Origin of the sequence: Tenacibaculum soleae (genome assembly GCF_030549005.1) — a bacterium.
GTDB lineage: Bacteria > Bacteroidota > Bacteroidia > Flavobacteriales > Flavobacteriaceae > Polaribacter > Polaribacter soleae.
Genome location: NZ_JAUOSW010000005.1, coordinates 181,147 through 201,282 on the forward strand (window position 1 = coordinate 181,147; position 20,136 = coordinate 201,282).

The 20,136-nt window shown below is 31.5% G+C and carries 15 protein-coding genes; 7 read left to right on the forward strand and 8 right to left on the reverse strand.

The window, feature by feature from the left end; translation table 11 throughout:
- Positions 1–9 precede the first annotated feature (9 nt).
- From Q4586_RS08990 to trkA, 4 genes are all read right to left on the reverse strand, one after another.
- The gene (locus Q4586_RS08990) at positions 10–3,810 is read right to left on the reverse strand and encodes a DUF8693 domain-containing protein (RefSeq protein WP_303528516.1); all 3,801 of its coding nucleotides are present in this window, start codon (positions 3,808–3,810) and stop codon (positions 10–12) included.
- A gap of 98 nt (positions 3,811–3,908) precedes the next feature.
- The gene (locus tag Q4586_RS08995; RefSeq protein ID WP_084443084.1) at positions 3,909–4,565 is read right to left on the reverse strand and encodes a phage tail protein; all 657 of its coding nucleotides are present in this window, start codon (positions 4,563–4,565) and stop codon (positions 3,909–3,911) included.
- 140 nt (positions 4,566–4,705) lie between these two features.
- The gene (locus Q4586_RS09000; protein WP_068703403.1) at positions 4,706–6,205 is read right to left on the reverse strand and encodes a TrkH family potassium uptake protein; all 1,500 of its coding nucleotides are present in this window, start codon (positions 6,203–6,205) and stop codon (positions 4,706–4,708) included.
- The gene (trkA, locus tag Q4586_RS09005) at positions 6,205–7,551 is read right to left on the reverse strand and encodes a Trk system potassium transporter TrkA (RefSeq protein ID WP_303528519.1); all 1,347 of its coding nucleotides are present in this window, start codon (positions 7,549–7,551) and stop codon (positions 6,205–6,207) included. The genes Q4586_RS09000 and trkA overlap by 1 nt, the downstream gene beginning before the upstream one ends.
- A gap of 98 nt (positions 7,552–7,649) precedes the next feature.
- Between trkA and radC the strand changes: the two genes are divergently transcribed.
- From radC to Q4586_RS09025, 4 genes are read left to right on the forward strand one after another with little or no spacing between them, the layout of a single operon-like run.
- Positions 7,650–8,336, forward strand: coding sequence for a RadC family protein (gene radC / locus Q4586_RS09010; RefSeq protein WP_068703406.1), 687 nt, complete (start codon positions 7,650–7,652; stop codon positions 8,334–8,336).
- 32 nt (positions 8,337–8,368) lie between these two features.
- On the forward strand, positions 8,369–9,673 hold the full coding sequence (locus Q4586_RS09015) for a polysaccharide deacetylase family protein (RefSeq protein WP_303528522.1): 1,305 nt from the start codon (positions 8,369–8,371) through the stop codon (positions 9,671–9,673).
- A 12-nt stretch (positions 9,674–9,685) separates the two neighbouring features.
- On the forward strand, positions 9,686–10,363 hold the full coding sequence (locus Q4586_RS09020; protein ID WP_303528524.1) for a YjjG family noncanonical pyrimidine nucleotidase: 678 nt from the start codon (positions 9,686–9,688) through the stop codon (positions 10,361–10,363).
- 59 nt (positions 10,364–10,422) lie between these two features.
- On the forward strand, positions 10,423–11,163 hold the full coding sequence (locus Q4586_RS09025; protein ID WP_303528525.1) for a hypothetical protein: 741 nt from the start codon (positions 10,423–10,425) through the stop codon (positions 11,161–11,163).
- 46 nt (positions 11,164–11,209) lie between these two features.
- On the opposite strand, the gene Q4586_RS09030 is transcribed toward Q4586_RS09025, so the two are convergent.
- Positions 11,210–12,481: a replication-associated recombination protein A gene (locus tag Q4586_RS09030; RefSeq protein ID WP_303528527.1), complete on the reverse strand. Its 1,272-nt coding sequence runs from the start codon at positions 12,479–12,481 to the stop codon at positions 11,210–11,212.
- A 22-nt stretch (positions 12,482–12,503) separates the two neighbouring features.
- Here Q4586_RS09030 and Q4586_RS09035 point away from each other — a divergent pair, with 22 nt between their 5' ends.
- On the forward strand, positions 12,504–13,262 hold the full coding sequence (locus Q4586_RS09035) for a rhomboid family intramembrane serine protease (RefSeq protein WP_338116837.1): 759 nt from the start codon (positions 12,504–12,506) through the stop codon (positions 13,260–13,262).
- Positions 13,263–13,296: 34 nt separating this feature from the next.
- Here Q4586_RS09035 and rlmB read toward each other — a convergent pair whose 3' ends face one another.
- The 3 genes from rlmB to Q4586_RS09050 all read right to left on the reverse strand — a co-directional run bounded on the left by rlmB (position 13,297) and on the right by Q4586_RS09050 (position 18,852).
- Positions 13,297–14,034, reverse strand: a complete 738-nt coding sequence (rlmB, locus tag Q4586_RS09040) for a 23S rRNA (guanosine(2251)-2'-O)-methyltransferase RlmB (RefSeq protein ID WP_068703418.1) — start codon at positions 14,032–14,034, stop codon at positions 13,297–13,299.
- 79 nt (positions 14,035–14,113) lie between these two features.
- Positions 14,114–15,625, reverse strand: coding sequence for a SusD/RagB family nutrient-binding outer membrane lipoprotein (locus Q4586_RS09045; RefSeq protein WP_084443086.1), 1,512 nt, complete (start codon positions 15,623–15,625; stop codon positions 14,114–14,116).
- Positions 15,626–15,636: 11 nt separating this feature from the next.
- Positions 15,637–18,852: a SusC/RagA family TonB-linked outer membrane protein gene (locus Q4586_RS09050; RefSeq protein ID WP_068703420.1), complete on the reverse strand. Its 3,216-nt coding sequence runs from the start codon at positions 18,850–18,852 to the stop codon at positions 15,637–15,639.
- 398 nt (positions 18,853–19,250) lie between these two features.
- Here Q4586_RS09050 and rpsL point away from each other — a divergent pair, with 398 nt between their 5' ends.
- Together rpsL and rpsG are read left to right on the forward strand one after the other, a co-directional pair.
- Positions 19,251–19,625 (forward strand): 30S ribosomal protein S12, encoded by a 375-nt coding sequence (gene rpsL, locus Q4586_RS09055; RefSeq protein ID WP_028887479.1) that lies wholly within the window; start codon positions 19,251–19,253, stop codon positions 19,623–19,625.
- 32 nt (positions 19,626–19,657) lie between these two features.
- Complete coding sequence (gene rpsG, locus Q4586_RS09060) at positions 19,658–20,134, forward strand: 30S ribosomal protein S7 (protein ID WP_068703422.1); 477 nt, start codon at positions 19,658–19,660, stop codon at positions 20,132–20,134.
- Positions 20,135–20,136: the final 2 nt, after the last annotated feature.

The window sequence follows — 20,136 nt, forward strand, 5'->3', positions numbered from 1 at the left end:
TGTCAAGTGTTATTCTAAAATAATTTTTTTATTAACTTTTCCTAAGCTAGAACTTAGTTCTACAACATATATTCCTGAAGCTATTTTAGGTAATTCAACAAGATGAGTACCTGTTGCTTTAAATTCAGATGTCATTATTTTTTTTCCTAGAATTGAATATATGTTAACTGAATATTTATCAGTTTGTAAACCTGATATTGTTATGTTATTATTAATTGATTTATAAATATTAACATTTTGAATATCTTCTTTAATATCAGTGTTATTTGGTTTTTTTGCACTTGTGTGAATGTAAAATTGCCCAGAATTATTTGTATTTGACTTTAAAGAAACAGTATAATTTTTATTAGATAAATTTGTAAACACATTGTTTTCTCTATCTTCTAAATACAACTGAATACCAGAAGGTATATTTTTACTATTTATAGAGAATGTGATTTGTTCACCTGCTTTACCAATTATACCTACTGGAATTACCATTTTTTGATAATCTGAGTTAGGTAATGTTTGAATTGCTAATTTTTTTCCTTCATTATTTTCTAATAATTCAGTAAATACAGCAAAATCATGCGTTACACCACTAAACATTTTTGAATCATATCCCTTATCAAAACCGGCAGTTTTGTTAGCTACATAAAATACTTTAGTTGACTTTTTACTTCCATCATTTTCTAAAAATAATTCAAAAGATGGGGTAGGAGCTTGTCTCAAAAAAGTATCTGAACTTTGATGACTTTGATTAGCGGTAGAAAAAATAACATTAGTATTAGTGTTAGCTTCAACAAAAAAGCCTTGTGCAGGAGCAATATTAATAGGAGAGGCGTTATTATATGTTTGATATTGAGAACCATCCCATAACCAAAAAGTACCATTTTCAATAACAGAATTATCTCCGGCTAAAACTGCTGAGTTTATATAAGATGTAAATGGGTTTCCTATTAGATTGAAATTATCTCTACTTCCCATAGAAACAGGGATGGCTACATTTGTAACATTTATATTTCCAGTAATAGAAACATCGCCAGGAGCGTCTAGTTTCATTGATGCTCCTGTTCCTGATATTACAGGTCCAGTGCTACTTATGTTTAAATAATTCCAAGTATTGGTAGCGTGATCATTATTATAAGCACCAATACCAATATTAGCACCACTACCTGTTGCAAAAGTATGATTTGCAATTATATCTTGTGTAGTTTCATTATTAACAGGAGGAGCTACTAAATACCAATTTGTAGTTGGTAAATTTCTGTTATATGTTACAGGAGCAGTTACCGTTGCGTTGGCAATTAAAGATGCTCCAGATACAATATTTATTGAGTTTACAGTAACGGCAGAAGATACAGTAGGGTAATTAGTTACCCCAGAAGGAATAATTACATTAGCTGAATTAGTAGGAATAGTGTTCGTGTTCCAATTCCCTGCTGTTGTCCAGTTGTTATTTATAGTACCTGTCCAGGTAATTGTAGGGTTACCTACTAAAACACCTGTAGTACTACCGACACTATTTAAGGTTAAATTAGCATCATTTGCAGAGGTATCTTTTAATGTTCCCATATTATTAGCTAAAGAGCCTATGGCGATACCATCAGTGTCTAAATCACTAATTATAACAGTGTATCTAAATAATAAAGAGCTAGTTCCTGAACCGCTAATATATGCAGCTTGACGCAAGGTACTACCAATATTAATAGCTATTTCTGGAGTTCCACTTACAGTGTTTACTATTATATTTTCATTAAAATTAACAGTGAAATCTAAATTTTGTCCCACAGTATAAGTTGCATTTACAGGTACGTTAACATTAACGACAGTTGGGCTATTCGCATCAATAGCATCTGCGTTTTGACTAATAGCTGTAGTGAAAGCATCAGAGTTATTACCAGCAGCGTCTGTTAAAGTAAAGCTTACTGGAATATCGTCTCCAGCAGCTCTATCAGTATTTCCTTCTACTATTGTATAAGTAGTGGTATAATTACCACCTCCATTATCAGTAAGACCAGATACAGTTACTCCGTTAATAAATCCAGCATTTAATAAAAGTCCAGTTTCACTAGCAGTAATAGTTACTGTAATTGCATCACCAACTTTAGTAGAAGTATTAGGAATAGATACAGAAGTTATTGTTGGGCTATTCGCATCAATAGCATCTGCGTTTTGACTAATAGCTGTAGTGAAAACATCAGAGTTATTACCAGCAACGTCTGTTAAAGTAAAGCTTACTGGAATATCGTCTCCAGCAGCTCTATCAGTATTTCCTTCTACTATCGTATAAGTAGTGGTATAATTACCACCTCCATTATCAGTAAGTCCAGATACAGTTACTCCGTTAATAAATCCAGCATTTAATAAAAGTCCAGTTTCACTAGCAGTAATAGTTACTGTAATTGCATCACCAACTTTAGTAGAAGTATTAGGAATAGATACAGAAGTTATTGTTGGGCTATTCGCATCAATAGCATCTGCGTTTTGACTAATAGCTGTAGTGAAAGCATCAGAGTTATTACCAGCAGCGTCTGTTAAAGTAAAGCTTACTGGAATATCGTCTCCAGCAGCTCTATCAGTATTTCCTTCTACTATTGTATAAGTAGTGGTATAATTACCACCTCCATTATCAGTAAGGCCAGATACAGTTACTCCGTTAATAAAACCAGCATTTAATAAAAGTCCAGTTTCACTAGCAGTAATAGTTACTGTAATTGCATCACCAACTTTAGTAGAAGTATTAGGAATAGATACAGAAGTTATTGTTGGTGCTTTACCATCAACAACAATAGCTTTATTTGCCCCTAAAGAATTTGCAGCACCAGGTGTAGCCAATGTTATATCAGCATTAGTACCAGAACCGTTTTGAATTGTTCCTCCGTTTAATAATATAGCACCTGTAGATATATAGTCTAAATCAGCACTTATATCACCAACTTGTACTGTATAATTAAATGTTAGTACGTCTGTACCACTACCAGAAGTATAGTTAATGGTACGGTCTGTAACACCAGTTTCTAAAGTAATTTGTGGAGTACCCGTTACTGTAACATTTTCGCTAAATGTAACAGTAATGGCGATAACATCACCTGCTTTATATGTTCCGTTTGCACTAGAAGAGTTAACATTACTTATAATTGGTGTACTACCGTTAAAGGTAGAGCCAGTGAACGAACTAGGAACAGTTGAGGGAAAAGAATACCCTCCAAAAGACCAATTTGAAGATGAAGTATTAATTAGAGCAGCACAATCCGCTAAGCTTCCATTACAAATAGTTGATCCATTATAATATCCTTCTTGAGTAATTATGTTGGCAGTAACTCCATCTGTTAGCCCTGTGTTGGCTAATGAATTACCGTTTATGTCACCAATAAAAGCAAGAAAAGTTCCAGGAGCGGCTCTAGTTCCTGTAAATGCAAAAAGCTCATCTATATTTGAAGTCGTAAAACCAGTGTCAGATTCAGAAGCTGTTCCTGAACTAGCAGTTATTCCTCCGCTATTATCATCAGCATCTGTAATATTTATAATGTTTCCTTTTGTAATTGTATTACCAGTGTTATTTGTCCATAAAACTTCTCCTTCACCAGTTGGACTAACGAAAGCGGTTCCATTCCATTCTTCGTCTGTAAAGCGTATTGAGGTGTTATTAGGACAGTCATCTAATAAAATAAAAGAAAAACCATCATCATCATCATGATAGGCTACAAAGGCAATGTCACCTGGGGCATCAATTTGACCATTATCATTTTGACTAATGGTATTTAGAATTCCTAAAAAAATAAATAGAAAACTAAAAATTTTGGTATTTAAGGTAATTTTTTTTTCCATAATTGTAGTTATTTTTTTGTAATTAGCATAAAGATAGTGATTTATAAATAAAATTCACCTTTCGTATTTGAAAGGTGAATGATAATAAATTTTTAATTTTAACTTCTAGAAGGATATTGACCTTGTAAACATATAATATAGTTAATTACTTGAACTGGCTGGATAATATTGAAAGGAGCATTATTTCCGGTAGGTCCTATTTGAACATTACCTGTTCCACTTACAGGGACACTTTGACCACCATATTTAGCATTTGTTGTTGTTTCACTAGAAAATCGATCTTTCCCATTATTAGCTAAAACACCAGAGCCAGGATTACTATCATCTTCTCCTCCAGATTCAGTATTTACAGGTATGTCAACAGCACCTAAAAAAGAAGATAAAATTGCAGTATGTGTATGAGAAGGTAGATTTAAAAGGTTTAGAGACATCGTTTGTACTCCAAACCTTTGCCCTAAAACTCTTGTAGTTAAACCAGGGCCTGTTCTAGGTCCCATTGCTACCCTACCTCTTAAGTCAGGTAAAGCAAAAGTTGTTCTACCATCTCCACCATAAATAGTTCCTATAACTGAAAATAAAGCTTGATTTTGTGCAATAGAAAGTAATTGACCATCGCAATAGGCCCAACCTCTTGGAGCAAAATTTCCTGCAAACATTTTAACTTCTCCAATAAAGCCTTCTTGTTGTGCAGAAATATTTGATATTGATAATAAACAAATGAAAAGTAATACTGTTAATTTGATTTTTAGTTTCATCTTTAGTAAAGTTTAGTTAGTTTATAGTAACCAAATTTAACTATAGATAATATGAGATAATTGTAAAAAACCTTAAGCGTATAAATTAAAAGTATAAAAGAGGTTAAAAAAGGTATAGGAGTGCTGTTCTTTGTAAAACATTAATTTTTACGCCAAAAGAACGGAGTAAATAAAATTAATACAGTAAAAAGCTCTAATCTTCCTATCAGCATTAAAAATGAGCAAAACCATTTGGCTGCGATAGATAAATGATTAAAATTACTAACAGGGCTAACGCTACCAATTGCAGGGCCAATATTTCCTAAAGAAGAAGCACACGCACCTAAGGCAGAATAAAAATCTAACCCGAAGAAAGATAAAATAATAGTACCTGTAATAAAAATACCCATATACAAAACAAAGAACGAAAGTATGTTAAAAACAATAGTTTGTTTTACCGCTTTTCCGTCATAACGAACTGGTATTATTGCATTTGGATGCAATGATTTTTTAAATTCTAAAAAACTACTTTTAAGCATTATAATATGCCTTACAATTTTCACACCTCCAGAGGTAGAACCGGCAGAACCGCCTAAGAAAAATAAAGAAAAAAACATGGCGGTAACCAAAAAACTCCACATTGTAAAGTCGGCACTTACAAATCCGGTTGTTGTAACTACTGAAATTACTGAAAAAAGTGAATGTCGTATGGCACTTTCAACTTTTCCAAAAACCATTGGGTGTTCAATGGTAGTTTGTAATGCAGGATCTTGATAAAAAATAATCATAACTGCTATAAAGAATGATATAGTTAAGGTTCCGAATAAATAATATTTAAATTCCTCACTCTGAATTACTTTTCTAACTTTTCCTTTTAATGCAAAATAAGTAAGAACAAAGTTAGTACCCGCTATAAACATAAAAAATATAATAATGTATTGTATCATTGGTGTTCCGTTCCAATGTGCTACACTTGCATTTTTAGTTGAAAAGCCACCTGTGCTTACCGTTGCCATGGCATGATTAAGGGCATCAAACCAGTTCATACCGGCTACTTTTAATAATAACAATTCAACAGCGGTAAGTAATACATATATTTGCCAAAGTCGTTTTGCGGTATCAGTAATACGTGGGTGTAATTTATCTGCGGATGGCCCGGGCGCTTCGGCCATAAACAACTGCATGCCTCCAATACCTAATAGTGGCAATATTGCAATGGTAAGTACAATTATCCCCATTCCTCCAATCCAATGGGTTGCACTACGCCAAAAAAGAATCCCTTTTGGCATTGCTTCGATGTCTGTTAAGATTGAAGATCCGGTTGTAGAATATCCTGAAATAGTTTCAAAAAAAGCGTTGGTAATTGACGGAATACTACCTGATAATACATAAGGAAGCATTCCTGTTAAGGTTAAAATCAACCATCCGAAGGTAACAATAAGATACCCTTCTTTTTTTTGAATTTTTTTAGTGTCAGGTTTGTTAAAAAAGTAAAGAATTAAACCTATAGCAATAGTGATAATACCAGCGTTTAAAATTCCCCATTTAGAATTTTCGTTATAATAAAAACTAAAAGGAAGTGAAAGCCACATAAATAATCCGTTAAGAATGGCTGTTATTCCTAAAAAACGATAAATTAACTTTAGATTTAGGTTTTCCATTAGTTAAATAATTCTTCTACAACTGATATTGCTTCTGGTAAACAAAACACGATTGCTTTATCACCACTTTGTAATTGAAAATTTCCGAAAGACATGTGTGGTTTCCCATCTCTAATAACACCACCGAAAACGGCTTCTCTAGGAAAACGTAATTCTTTAATTGGTTTGTGAGTTACTTTAGCATTTTCTTGCACCTCGAATTCAAAAACTTCAGCGTCAATGTTATGTAAATTAGCTAGCGCCAAAATTTCTCCTTTACGTATGTGGCGAAAAATATTACTAGCAGCAATTAGTTTTTTATTGATAAGTGTATCAATACCTATGGTTTGTGAAATGTTGATGTAATCCATGTTTTCAACCAAGGCAACTGTTTTTTTTACTCCTTTAGATTTTGCTACCAAACAAGACATAATGTTTGTTTCAGAATCGCCAGTTACAGCAATAAAGGCATCCATTTCTCTAATACTTTCTTCTTCTAAGAGTTCTATATTACGGCCATCACCATGAATTAACAAGGTGTCCATCAGGTCTTCAGCAAGGTTTAACGCTTTTTCTTTTTTGCGCTCAATTAGTTTTACATTAAAATTATCTTTGCAAAGGCTTCGGGCAGTTTTTCGTCCAATACTACTTCCGCCCAAAATCATCACATTTTTAATATCTATTTGCTCTTTACCAACAATTGGATATAATTTAGAGATGCTATAATTGGGTACTGAAAAATAAACTTGATCATTCATTTTATAGGTAGTATCCCCACGGGGGATGATAGTTTGCGCAATTCCTTCACGTTTTATCGCGATGGTAATAAAATCAACCAAGCTAAACTTTTCTTTAGCTTCTTTAACGGTTAAATCTAATATAGGTGATTTGTAACCAAGGGTTGTTCCCATAATATTAAAAACACCGTTTTCAAAAGCAACAGTATCATTAAAAGAAGATTGATTTAGTAATAATTTAATTTCTTCGGCAGCTAAAGCTTCAGGAGAAATCATAAAATCAACACCATAATTTTTAAAATTAATACTATCGTTTTTAACAAATTCAGGGTTGTTAATTCTGGCGATTGTTTTTTTAACTCCAAGTGCTTTTCCTACAACGGCTATTGTAAAATTAGTGTTTTGACTTTCGGTAACAGCTAGTAATAAGTCAGCTGAACCGATACCAATTTCTTTTAATAATTTAATAGAGGTTGCATCACCTTTTTTAGTAATAACATCTAAATGATTGTTGATATAATTTAGCTTTTCGCCATCAAAATCAATCACATAAGTATCTTGTGATTCGTAAGAAAGGAGTTTAGCCAAATGAAAACCTACATCTCCAGCCCCGGCTATAATAATTTTCATGGTTGAAATTAAAAAATGATAGGAAGCAAAGATACTGTGCATCTTTGGGTTGTGCAAAAAATGAATTATATTTATGTGTTATTTTGATATAATAAGCGATGAAAAAGATATCTATTAAATCATGGGCGCTAGATGATAGACCTCGTGAAAAATTAATGTTAAAAGGAAAAACAATATTATCAAATGCCGAATTAATAGCTATTTTAATAGGATCGGGTAATAGAAGTGAAAGTGCAGTTGCGCTGTCTCAAAAAATATTATTATCTATTGATAATGATTTAAATGCGTTGGCTAAATTATCAATAGAAGAGCTAATGAAGTTTAAAGGAATAGGAGAAGCGAAAGCTATTTCGATTATAACCGCTTTAGAATTAGGTAAAAGAAGACAGTTTGAAACAAAAGAAATAATAGAGCAAATAAAAAGTTCGTTAAATGCAGCTACAATTTTACAGCCTTTGTTAGGTGATTTAGAGCATGAAGAATTTTGGGTGTTGTATTTAAATAATTCCAATACTGTATTAGCAAAAACACAAATTAGTAAAGGGGGTTTTACTGCTACTTTGGTAGATATAAGATTATTGTTTAAAAAAGCATTAAAACTATCGGCAGTTGGTATTATTGTAGCTCATAATCACCCATCTGGTAAATTAAAGCCAAGTACTTCAGATATTCAACTAACCAATAAAATTAAAGAAGCTGGTGTAACTTTAGATATAAAATTGTTAGACCATTTAATAATTACTGAAAAAGCGTACTTTAGCTTTGCAGATGAGGGAATTTTATAAGTAGTATATTTTATTCTCTTTTATAATTGACTATGATACTTATTTACACTCACAAAATAACACCTCGTGTTCGGTATATTTTTAAACATATTTTTACACGTATTTTATTAATTCCAATAAACTTTACAAGCAAAGTAGAAGAGTTTGTTGCTTATAATGGCCCTAAATTTTCATACACAAATGTAGCTTTAGGAAAAGAGTTTTTTATTAAAAGTAGCGAATTATTATTTCAACAAGGGATTAAAAACCATGAGATAAATGTGAAAGATTGGGATAACATTCCTAGTTTTTTTTCAACAAATGAGCAGTCAGAAATTCCGTTTGATGTTTTTGCGGCTAGTTTTTATTTAATCACTAGATATGAAGAATATTTACCACAAGTTAAGGATGTACATGGGCGTTTTATAGCAACAGAGAGTATTGCATTTAAATCAGGTTTTTTAGAAAAACCAATTATAGATATTTGGGCTTATAAATTTTTAGAAATATTAAAAAATAAGTTTCCCGATTATCAGCATTCAACTAGAAAATATCAATACATTTCTACCATTGATGTTGATAATGCTTTTGCGTATAAATATAAAAGCTTTGTAAGAAGTATTGGTGGGTTTTTAAAAGATGCATCGCAATTTAAAATAATTACAATTTGGGATCGTTTTGCGGTATTATTTAATATTAAAAGAGATCCTTTTAATACTTTTAAATCAATCATTGAGCTAAAAAAAATATATGAAATTAGAACTATTTTTTTCTTTTTAATAGGTGATTATACAACGTTTGACACTAATGTTTCTACATCAAAAAGAAAGTTTAAGTTGCTAATAAAAGACATGGTTGATTATGCACGGGTTGGATTGCATCCTTCGTATTACACGAGTAAAAATAATGCTTTATTAAAAAAAGAAAAGGAACGATTAGAGAATATAACCAACATGCCTATTAAACGTTCTCGTCAGCATTATTTACGCTTGTCATTACCAAAAACATATCAAAATTTAATAGATTTAGAAATAGAAGAAGATTACTCAATGGGGTATGCCAGTCACACAGGGTTTAGAGCAAGTACCTGTACACCGTTTTATTTTTACGATTTAGAATTTGAAATTCAAACACCTTTAAAAATATTTCCTTTTGCATTAATTGACACCACATTAAACGATTATATGAAGCTAACCCCAAAACAATCTTTGGGTAAAATAAGAGATTTAAAAAATGAAGTTAAGGCGGTAAATGGAACTTTTATCACTGTTTTTCATAACGAAAGTATAAGTAATTATCAACGTTGGAAAGGGTGGAAACGACTGTATAGTTCCATGCTAAAAATTGTTAGAAGCTAATTGTAATAATAGATGAACATAAAACACATTTTTTTTGATTTAGATCATACCCTTTGGGATTTTGATAAAAATTCACAACTTACTTTTCAACAAATATTTAAAGAACAAAATATTCAATTAAAAGTGGTAGATTTTTTAGAGGTATATATGCCTATAAATTTAGATTATTGGCGATTGTATCGAGAAGATAAAATATCAAAAGAATATTTACGATTAAACCGATTAAAAGATAGTTTTACAGCTGTAAATTATAATATTTCAGATGATTTAATAAATATAATTTCTAAAGATTATATTGCCTATTTACCTAATCACAACCATTTATTTGAAGGAACTATTGAAATTTTAGAGTACTTGCACAAAAAATACGAACTACATATTATTACCAACGGTTTTGAAGAGGTACAGAATTTAAAACTCCAAAAATCTGGTATTAGTAAATATTTTAAAGAAATAATTACTTCCGAAAGTATAGGAGTTAAGAAGCCTAACCCAAAAATTTTTGAGCACGCATTAAAAAAAGTAAATACTGTGGCTCAAAATTCCGTAATGGTTGGAGATAGTTATGAAGCAGATGTATTAGGAGCATTAAAATCTAATATGTTAGCAATTCATTTTACAAATAATATAACACAAGAGTCTGGTATTTTATGTATCGATAAACTAATGAAGTTGAAAAATTATTTGTAGCCCTTTTATTAATTAACGATATTGCTACATCAATCAAAAAAAGAAATAAATTAAAAAAGATGAAAAAAATATTTTTAATATTATTGATGCTAACAACGTCAATTTTTGCACAAAAAAAAGTAAATAATTATAAATATATTATTGTGCCAAATAAATTTGATTTTGTAAATACAGTTGATCAGTATCAAACAAGTTCACTAACAAAATTTTTGTTTAATAGAGCTGGTTTTACTGTTTTTTTGAGTGATGATAAATTACCAAAAGATCTCTCTGTAAATAGATGCTTAGCGCTTACAGGAACAATTAAAGATGTTTCTACGATGTTTGTAACAAAGAGTAAAGTAGAGTTAAAGGATTGCTCCAACAATGTAATATATACATCTATACTTGGGAAAAGCAAAACAAAAGACTACAAAAAGGCATACCATGAAGCAATCAGAAATGCATTTAAAACAATTGAAGCTTTAAACTATAAATACGTACCTGTTAAAAATGAAGAATCAAATAATTTAGTTAATAAAACCCCAATAGTAACAGTACCTAAAATTATAAAAAATAAAGAGGTTTTAAATAAACAAAATAATACAATTGTAAATTTGTATGCCCAGGCTATAGCTAATGGATTTCAATTAGTAAACACAAAACCATCAGTTGTTTTTCAAATACTAAAAACCAATGTAGCACATGTTTTTATTCTAAAAAATAAGAACGGAATACTTTATAAAAATAATGCTAATTGGATTGCAGAATATTATCAAGATGGTGTTAAGGTTACAGAACAATATCAAATCAAGTTTTAAATTGATAAACAAACAATTAAAAAAAGGAGCGATATCGCTCCTTTTTTTAATAATTATATTTACCCTTCCAACGTTTTTTTAAGAGTTCTCTAAACTGATTTTCACGTGTGTTATTTCCAGGTTCATATAATTTTGTGTTTTTAATTTCATCAGGTAAAAATTCTTGATTAACAAAATTCCCTGTATAATTATGTGAATATTGATACTCTTTACCATAATCTAAGTCTTTCATTAACTTTGTAGGCGCATTGCGTAAATGTAATGGTACCGATAAATCTCCAGTGGTTTTTACTAAATTTTGAGCTTCACCAATAGCCATGTAAGAAGCGTTACTTTTTGCAGAATTAGCCAAATAAACAGCACATTGACTCAAAATAATTCTAGATTCAGGATAACCGATTACTGATACAGCTTGAAAAGTATTGTTTGCCATAATAAAAGCAGTCGGATTTGCATTTCCAATATCTTCAGATGCAGCAATTAACATTCTACGAGCAATAAATTTTACATCTTCACCACCTTCAATCATTCTTGCCAGCCAATATACAGCAGCATTAGGGTCGCTACCGCGGATAGATTTTATAAAAGCCGAAACAATGTCATAATGTTGTTCACCAGTTTTATCGTACCGAACAGTATTTTTTTGAATTTTAGACAAAACTAACTCATTGGTTATATCTATATCATCATCTGCCGCAACTAATAATTCAAAAATATTTAATAACTTTCGAGCATCACCACCAGATACTTGTAATAAAGCTTGGGTTTCTTTTAAATGGATTTTTTTTTGAGATATAAATTCATCCTTTTCCATTGCTCTATGTATCAAAGCAATTAAATCATTTTTATCAAAAGAATTTAAAATATACACTTGACAACGAGAGAGTAGGGCAGGGATTACCTCAAAACTTGGATTTTCCGTTGTAGCACCAACCAAAGTTACCCATCCTTTTTCTACAGCACCTAATAACGAATCTTGTTGCGATTTGCTAAAGCGATGAATTTCATCAATAAATAAAATGGGATTTTTTTGTGTAAACAGCCCACCACTTTTCTTGGCTTTTTCAATAACTTCACGCACATCTTTTACACCTGAACTGATAGCACTTAAGGTATAAAATGGTCTGCCAGATTCGTTGGCAATAATATTAGCTAAAGTTGTTTTTCCAATTCCAGGAGGCCCCCATAATATTAAAGAAGGAATGATTCCTTGTTTTATATGATTCGTTAAAATACCGTTGTCGCCTACTAAATGTTGTTGACTAATATAGTCAGACAAATTTTGAGGTCGAATTCTTTCTGCCAAAGGTTGATTCATCTTGTAAAAGTATAAAAGATTTATGACAGATGTTCCGAAATTATCATTTGGATTTATTTTTGCTATTCTTTACTCGATGAAAGAGTCTAAACAATTAAAATTTTCTAATAGCGTATTGGCAATCCCGTTTGTGTTTGTTTTCTCAATATGGTTTATTTATTGGATAGAAATCAAATTCGGATTTAATTTTAACAAATTTGGCATTTTTCCAAGAACTCTATCGGGTTTAAAGGGGGTTTTTTTTAGCCCTTTTATACATAGCGATACTAACCACCTTTTTAACAATTCTGTTCCTTTATTTGTGTTATCTGCAAGCGTTTTTTATTTTTATAAGGATGTAGCTGGTAAAATATTTACTTATGGATTAATTTTAACAGGAATATTAACATGGCTTATCGCTCGAAAATCATTTCATATTGGGGCAAGTGGTATTGTATACTTATTATTCAGTTTTGTTTTTTTTAGTGGAATAATAAGAAAACATTACCGACTGGTGGCTTTATCATTTATCATTATATTTTTATATGGAAGTATGATTTGGTATGTACTACCAATTAAGGAAGGCATGTCTTGGGAAGGGCATTTATCAGGGTTGATAATTGGATTTATTTTGTCAATGATTTATAGAAAAAAAGGAATTATTAAAGAAAAATATGAGTTTTCTAAAACTGAATTTGATGATATGTTTGATGAAGAAGGCAATTATGTTCCGCCACAAATCGATGAAGAAGATATCTTACCAACATTAAATTATCGATATATTTATAACGAAGAAGAATAAAAAAATCCTGCTACAAACAGGATTTTAAATTTTATTATTGACGTTGCCTTATGGTTTCATACAAAAATACTCCACAAGCAACAGAAACGTTTAACGATTCTATTTCACCAAGTAATGGTAATTTAGCCTTATAATCCACCATTTTTAATACTGAGTTACTTACACCTTTGTGTTCCGAGCCCATTATGATTGCTATTGGTTGGTTAAAATCAACATCGAACACAGAGTCTTCAGTTTTTTCAGTAGCAGCAACCATTTTTATATCAGAAGCTTGTAATTGAAACATAGCATCTTTAATATGGTCAACTTTACAAATAGGAATTTTAAAGGCAGCACCAGCAGAAGTTTTTATCGTTTCAGCATTTACAGGAGCACTCCCGCTTTTTTGAATGATAATTCCGTTGACACCAGTACATTCAGCAGTTCTAATAATAGCACCAAAGTTTCGTACATCAGATACTTGATCTAATAGTAAAAATAAAGGTGTTTTATCAGATTCTAAAGTAGTTTCAATTAAGTTTTCTAAGTCATGAAAAGCTACTGGAGATATTTTTGCGACTGCTCCTTGATGATTATTATGTTTAGATAACCTGTCTAGTTTTTCAGTAGGAACTACACTTGTTGATACTTTATTTTTTTTCAATAATTTGTCTAACTCAAAAAATAAATCCCCTCTAAGACCTTTTTGTAAATATACTTTATTGATTGAAGCATCACTTTCAATTGCTTCAATTATTGCTCTAATACCAAAAATAGTAGTGTTTTCTTCCATGCAGCAAATGTACTAGAATTTATTGTATAAAAAAACCACCTCGTTAGAGGTGGTTTAATAAAAATATCAAAAATATTAATTAGTTAACATCCCAGAATATTTTAGAAATCATTGTATCTCCGTCAGATAAAAGGTCTCTTGCAGCATCTCTATTTTCTTTATTTAATAGTTGCTCATTTGCAGGATAATTTACTCTGTTAGGAATTGTGTTTAAATCAGTTATTAAAGTTGTAAAAGTAACACCATTATATACATCTCCAGGTACATCTAAAGTATTAGGGTATCCTGATCTTCTGTATTCTGTCCATCCTTCTAAACCGTCCATAAATAAACCAATATATTTTTGCGTTAAAACAGTTTCTTCAGAAGCTGCAGGTAATGCAGCTACATATGAAGTTATATCAGCGCTAGGAACACCCCAGTACTCCATTGAAGCCTTTACACCATTTTCATAGTTTGCTTGACTCCATGAGTTAAATTCAGATCTAATAAATTCAACTTCTGCATATTGAAATAATGGTTGAGCGAAATCAGCTTTTATAATTTCAGGGCTCATTGTTGATTCATTTAAGATAGCTAATGTAATGTCTTTACCATATACTGATGGTACACCAATTACTTCAGCAGAAGATTCTCTTTTTTCAAAGAACTTCTCTACTCTTGGGTCTTCAGAACCAACTGCTTGAAAAGGTCCTTTTCTGTTATATAATAACTCAACAAAAGAAGTACTAGGAGCAAAATCTCTTCTAGCCCCTACTGTAACAGCTTGGTGCCAAGGACCTCCTGTAAGGTCATCAGTTCCGAAAATAAAATCTGCATTATCTGCATTACTACTAAAAGCCAAAGCATCAGATTCGTTAAATGCTTGATTAGCTATTGCAGCATCAGATTTTAATATATGTGACGCTAAACGTAATCTAAGTGAATGTGCAAGTTTTCTCCATTTAGAAACATCTCCATCATAAATATTATCTCCAGATTTAAAACCAGAAGCGCTTAAATTTAATTTATCGGCAGCATCTTTTAATTCAGCTAATAAATCTATATATATTGTTTTAGCGTCAGTATATTTAGGTGTACTGATACCTTCAGGTAACTTTAATCCTTGAAAATCAGGATTGTCTTTTTGACCATAACTCCAATAAGGTACATCACCAAAAGTATCTACTAATTTAACAAAAGTGTAAGACATTAAAATTCTTGCAACTTGTATTTGGTTATTATTGTCACCATAAGCAGACATTAAATCCCTAGAATCAGCATTTTCATTTAATTCAATAACCTTTTGAAGTTCTGTTAAGATGAAATATGGTTGGTTCCACATAGAGTTAACCATATTAGTTCTTAAAGCATATCTGTTTTCTTCAGTATATTCAGTACCTCCCCAATATTGAGCAATACTTAATGTTCCTCTACCGGCAACCCATTGGTCATTTAAATTATAAGCTACATCATATGCAGCATTATTAAATAATTGACTTGTAGGTACAATTGTGGGTCTGTCAGGGTCATTTATATAATCTGTATCACAGGCTGTGAATAGCGATCCAACTAGCATTGTGAATATTAAAGTTTTTTTAATTTTTATCATGATTTTTTTTTTTAAAAAGATAATTTTACATTCATACCATAAGATCTGTTTGAAGGTTGTAAACCACCTTCTAAACCTTGTACGTTACCAGAACCAGTAGAAACTGTTTCAGGATCGATACCATCATAGTCAAGACCCCATGTGTATAAGTTTCTTCCAAATACACTTATTCTTGCAGAATCAAAAATTGGTAATGTTTTACTATCAAAAGTATACCCTAATGAAAGTTCTCTTAGCTTAAAATAGTCGGCATCAAAAACATTTTGAGCGTCAGGAGTACCAAATCCACCATAGTGCATCTGTCCGTAAGCTTGACCTGATATTCTTGTTGTATTTTCAGCAGTGTTAGTAACAGTATATTTACCGTTTTCATCGTAAGTAACAGTTCCTGTAACACCTCCTAAAATAATACCGTCTTCTCTTATATTATTAGCAGCTGTTTCTTCTAACATACCAGAGTACATACCCCACATGTGAGAAGTAGAAAAGTATTTACCACCTTTACTCATTTCAATTAAAAATCCTAAGTCCCAGTTTTTATATTTAAAAGAGTTAGTCATACCAGCAGTGTAATCAGGTAAAGTTGATCCTAAAGAAACAATATCTCTAGTCGCAGCATACCTACCATTAGAAGCTATAACCTTATTACCCTGATCATCATATACAAAATCTCTACCCATTATAGTACCATAAGCTTCACCTACAGTAGCAGCTAATGAAACTTGGAAAGAAGCATTTGTTAATGTTAATGTTTCTAAATCCTCTTTTAAAGATACAAGCTCATTTTCGTTTTTAGAGAAATTAAAATCTACATCCCAAGAAAAGTTGTCTTTAATAATAGGTCTTAAACCTAAGTTTATTTCCACACCTTTATTTGTCATTTCTCCCGCATTAACATATTGTTCGTTATAACCAGTACTTGTAGATAGGTTAACAGGAATAATTTGATCAATAGTACTATTGTTATAGTAAGTAGCATCTAAATTAACTCTTCTGTTTAAGAATGATAATTCAGCACCAACTTCCCAAGTTCTAGTAGTTTCATTTTTTAAGTTAGCGTTTAATAATCTACCAGGAACTGATGCAGTACCTTCTCCATTAAATGGTTGTTCTAACGCTAAAGTGCTTATTACACTGTATGGGTTAGCATCATTACCAACTTCTGCCCAACCTAATCTTAATTTACCAAAACTAAACCAATCGTTGCTTTTTAAGACAGATTGTGAAAATATCCACGCAAGAGATGCAGATGGGTAAAAATAAGAATTATTATCATCTGGTAAAGTAGAAGACCAGTCATTTCTGGCTGTTAAATCAATAAATAATTGATTGTCAAAAGCAAAATTTAAACTACCAAAAATACTATTAACCTTTTTAAAACTAGAGTCAGTACCTTTATTTAATTGTCCTTTACCGTTATTTATGTTGTAAATATTAGCAATTGAAAGTCCTCCCGTAGTTTGAACTGCTCTGTATTCAGTAGAAAAATCTCTACTATTCATTCCCGCTAAAGCATTAACAGAAATCTTATCACTTAAGTCTTTTTTATAATTAGCAGTAAATTCATAATTATATTCTTTAAAGTCATAAACTCTTTCTAAGTATTGTGATTGACTTTGAGATCCTACAGCAATTCTTTCAGAATTTCTAAAATTATATGTATCAGCAAAAATATTAGCTTTAACACTTAAGTCATCAGTAACTTGGTAATTTAAACCAACAGTACCATAGATTCTAGTCCTTTTATCTTTAGGAGTATTTTCGTAAATTGTCCAATAAGGATTGTCAGAATATTTAGGTTTTGCGTTATTCCATCCAGATCTGTTCCATGTTCTTTGAGAACCATCAAGGTTTTTATAATTAGCTAAACGCTTATAATCTAATTGTCTTTGTCCCCATTGAAAAAACTTTTGAGTTACACTATTACCATCATAACCAACAACAGCCCTTGTACCACTAGTTTGTACATAGTTAATGCTACTGTTAGCAGATAAGTTATCAGATAACTTTTGAGATAAACTTAATTTAGCAAAATGCTTGTTAATACTTGTATTTGGTACTGTACCAGTAGTTTTATCATCACCGATAGACATTAAAAAGTTTCCTTTATCAGTTGATGATGTTATTGTAAGAACATTATTAGTTGATATACCATTTTTAAAGAAGCTATCCACATCATTTTCAGAAGCAACCCAAGCACGAGGCTTTAAATAATCTTCAGGAAAACTAGCTTGATCAAAAGCATCCCAATGTAAAACTTTTAAATTTGGGTCAAATTTAGGTCCCCAGCTTTCATCTACTGCATAACCAACAAGCATTTGTTCAGTTCCATTAATTGTAGCAGTACTAAAACCATTTTTACCACCATTAGCGTCAGAAACAATGCTACCTCCACCATATAATCTTTGTAATCTTGGTAAAATAGCTACTTCAGTAACAGAGATTGATGAATTTAAAGAGATTCCTAATTTTTTAGAATTGTTTCCTTTTTTAGTGTTTATTAAAATTACACCATTTGATGCTCTAGAACCATATAAAGCTGCTGCTGCACCTTTTAATACAGTTACACTTTCAATGTTATTTGGGTCTATATCATTTATAGTACTACCAAAATCTACTCCACCAGCTCCTCTTTGAGCATCATCTGTATTGAAGTTTGAGTTATCCATAGGGATACCATCAATAACAAATAAAGGTTGGTTGTTACCTGTTACAGAGTTTGTACCTCTAATTAAAATTCTTTGAGAACCTCCTAAGTTTCCTGAAGGAGAGTTAACTTTTAAACCAGCAACTTTACCTGATAAAGCACTAATAGCATTAGAGTTTTGAGCTGAATTTAATTCTTCAGCCTTTACTTTTGGAGCAGCAAAAGCTAAAGATCTCTCACTTCTTGACATACCTAAAGCAGTAACAACTACTTCATCAAGAACATTTGAGTCTTCAGTTAAAGTAACGTTAATTGTGTTAACAGCTCCAACACTTTTTTCTGAGGTTGTCATACCTACAAAACTAAAAACTAAAACATCTCCAGTTTTTGCTTTGATAGAGTATTTACCATCAAAGTCAGTTTCCGTTCCTTGTGAAGTCCCTTTTTTTAATACTGTAACTCCTGGTAATGGCCCTGAACTATCAGAAACTTTACCTGAAATTGTTTTGTCTTGTGCAAATGATACTTGCACAATCAACGCTAGTAACAGCGTTAAAATTCCATTAAACTTTGTTTTCATTGTGTAATTATTTGAATTAATTAGGTGCTAAATTCTTAAAATAATCTTAAAGCAACAACTTTTTAACAAAAAAAATAGAAAATAATTATTGTTTAATCAGTAATTCGTTTGTTTTATTGCTGTACTATTATTTTAAATGTTTTTTTGTTTTTATCATAACTATGACTCAGCTTGTGCAGAATGATTTGTTTCATATCGTGTAATCTAATTATAGATGCTAAATTATTATAATATTTGTAGTTGTTTCTAGAGTGTGATTTATGTGAAAAAGTTTTAAATATTGTTATTATTTAAAAATAACTAACTGGTATTTGAATGTTTAGAAATAAATTGTACATTTGCACACTCTTATAAATAGAGTGAATTAAGTACAAATTAAAAACAAGTAATAATTTAGTATGCCAACTATTCAACAATTAGTTCGTAAAGGAAGAACCAAAATAACTAAGAAGAGTAAATCGGCTGCATTACAAGCTTGTCCTCAAAGACGTGGAGTTTGTACGCGTGTGTATACCACTACACCTAAGAAACCTAACTCAGCAATGAGAAAGGTAGCAAGGGTAAGGTTAACAAATGGTAACGAAATTAACGCGTATATTCCAGGTGAAGGACATAACTTGCAAGAGCACTCGATAGTATTAGTTAGAGGTGGAAGGGTAAAAGATTTGCCAGGAGTTAAGTATCACGTTGTTCGTGGTGCGTTAGATACTGCAGGAGTTGAGGGTAGAACCCAGCGTAGGTCTAAGTATGGTGCAAAACGCCCTAAGAAGTAAAATTAATCAATTAACTTTTTTAATGTAAAGACATGAGAAAAAGAAAAGCGAAAAAAAGAGTTCTTTTACCGGATCCAAAATTTAATGATCAATTAGTAACACGTTTTGTAAATAACTTAATGTGGGACGGTAAAAAATCTGTAGCTTTTAAAGTATTTTACGATGCAATTGCAATCGTAGATGAAAAGAAAACTGACGAAGAGAAGTCGGCTTTAGAAATTTGGAAAGATGGTTTGTCAAATGTGATGCCTCACGTAGAAGTACGTTCTCGTAGAGTAGGTGGAGCAACATTCCAGATTCCAATGCAAATTCGTCCAGACCGTAAGGTGTCTATGGCGATTAAGTGGATGATCACTTACACGCGTAAGCGTAATGAAAAAACAATGGCTCAGCGTTTAGCTGCTGAAATTTTAGCTGCTGCTAAAGAAGAAGGTGCCGCTGTTAAGAAAAGAGTTGACACTCATAAAATGGCAGAAGCTAATAAAGCATTCTCACACTTTAGATTCTAAGA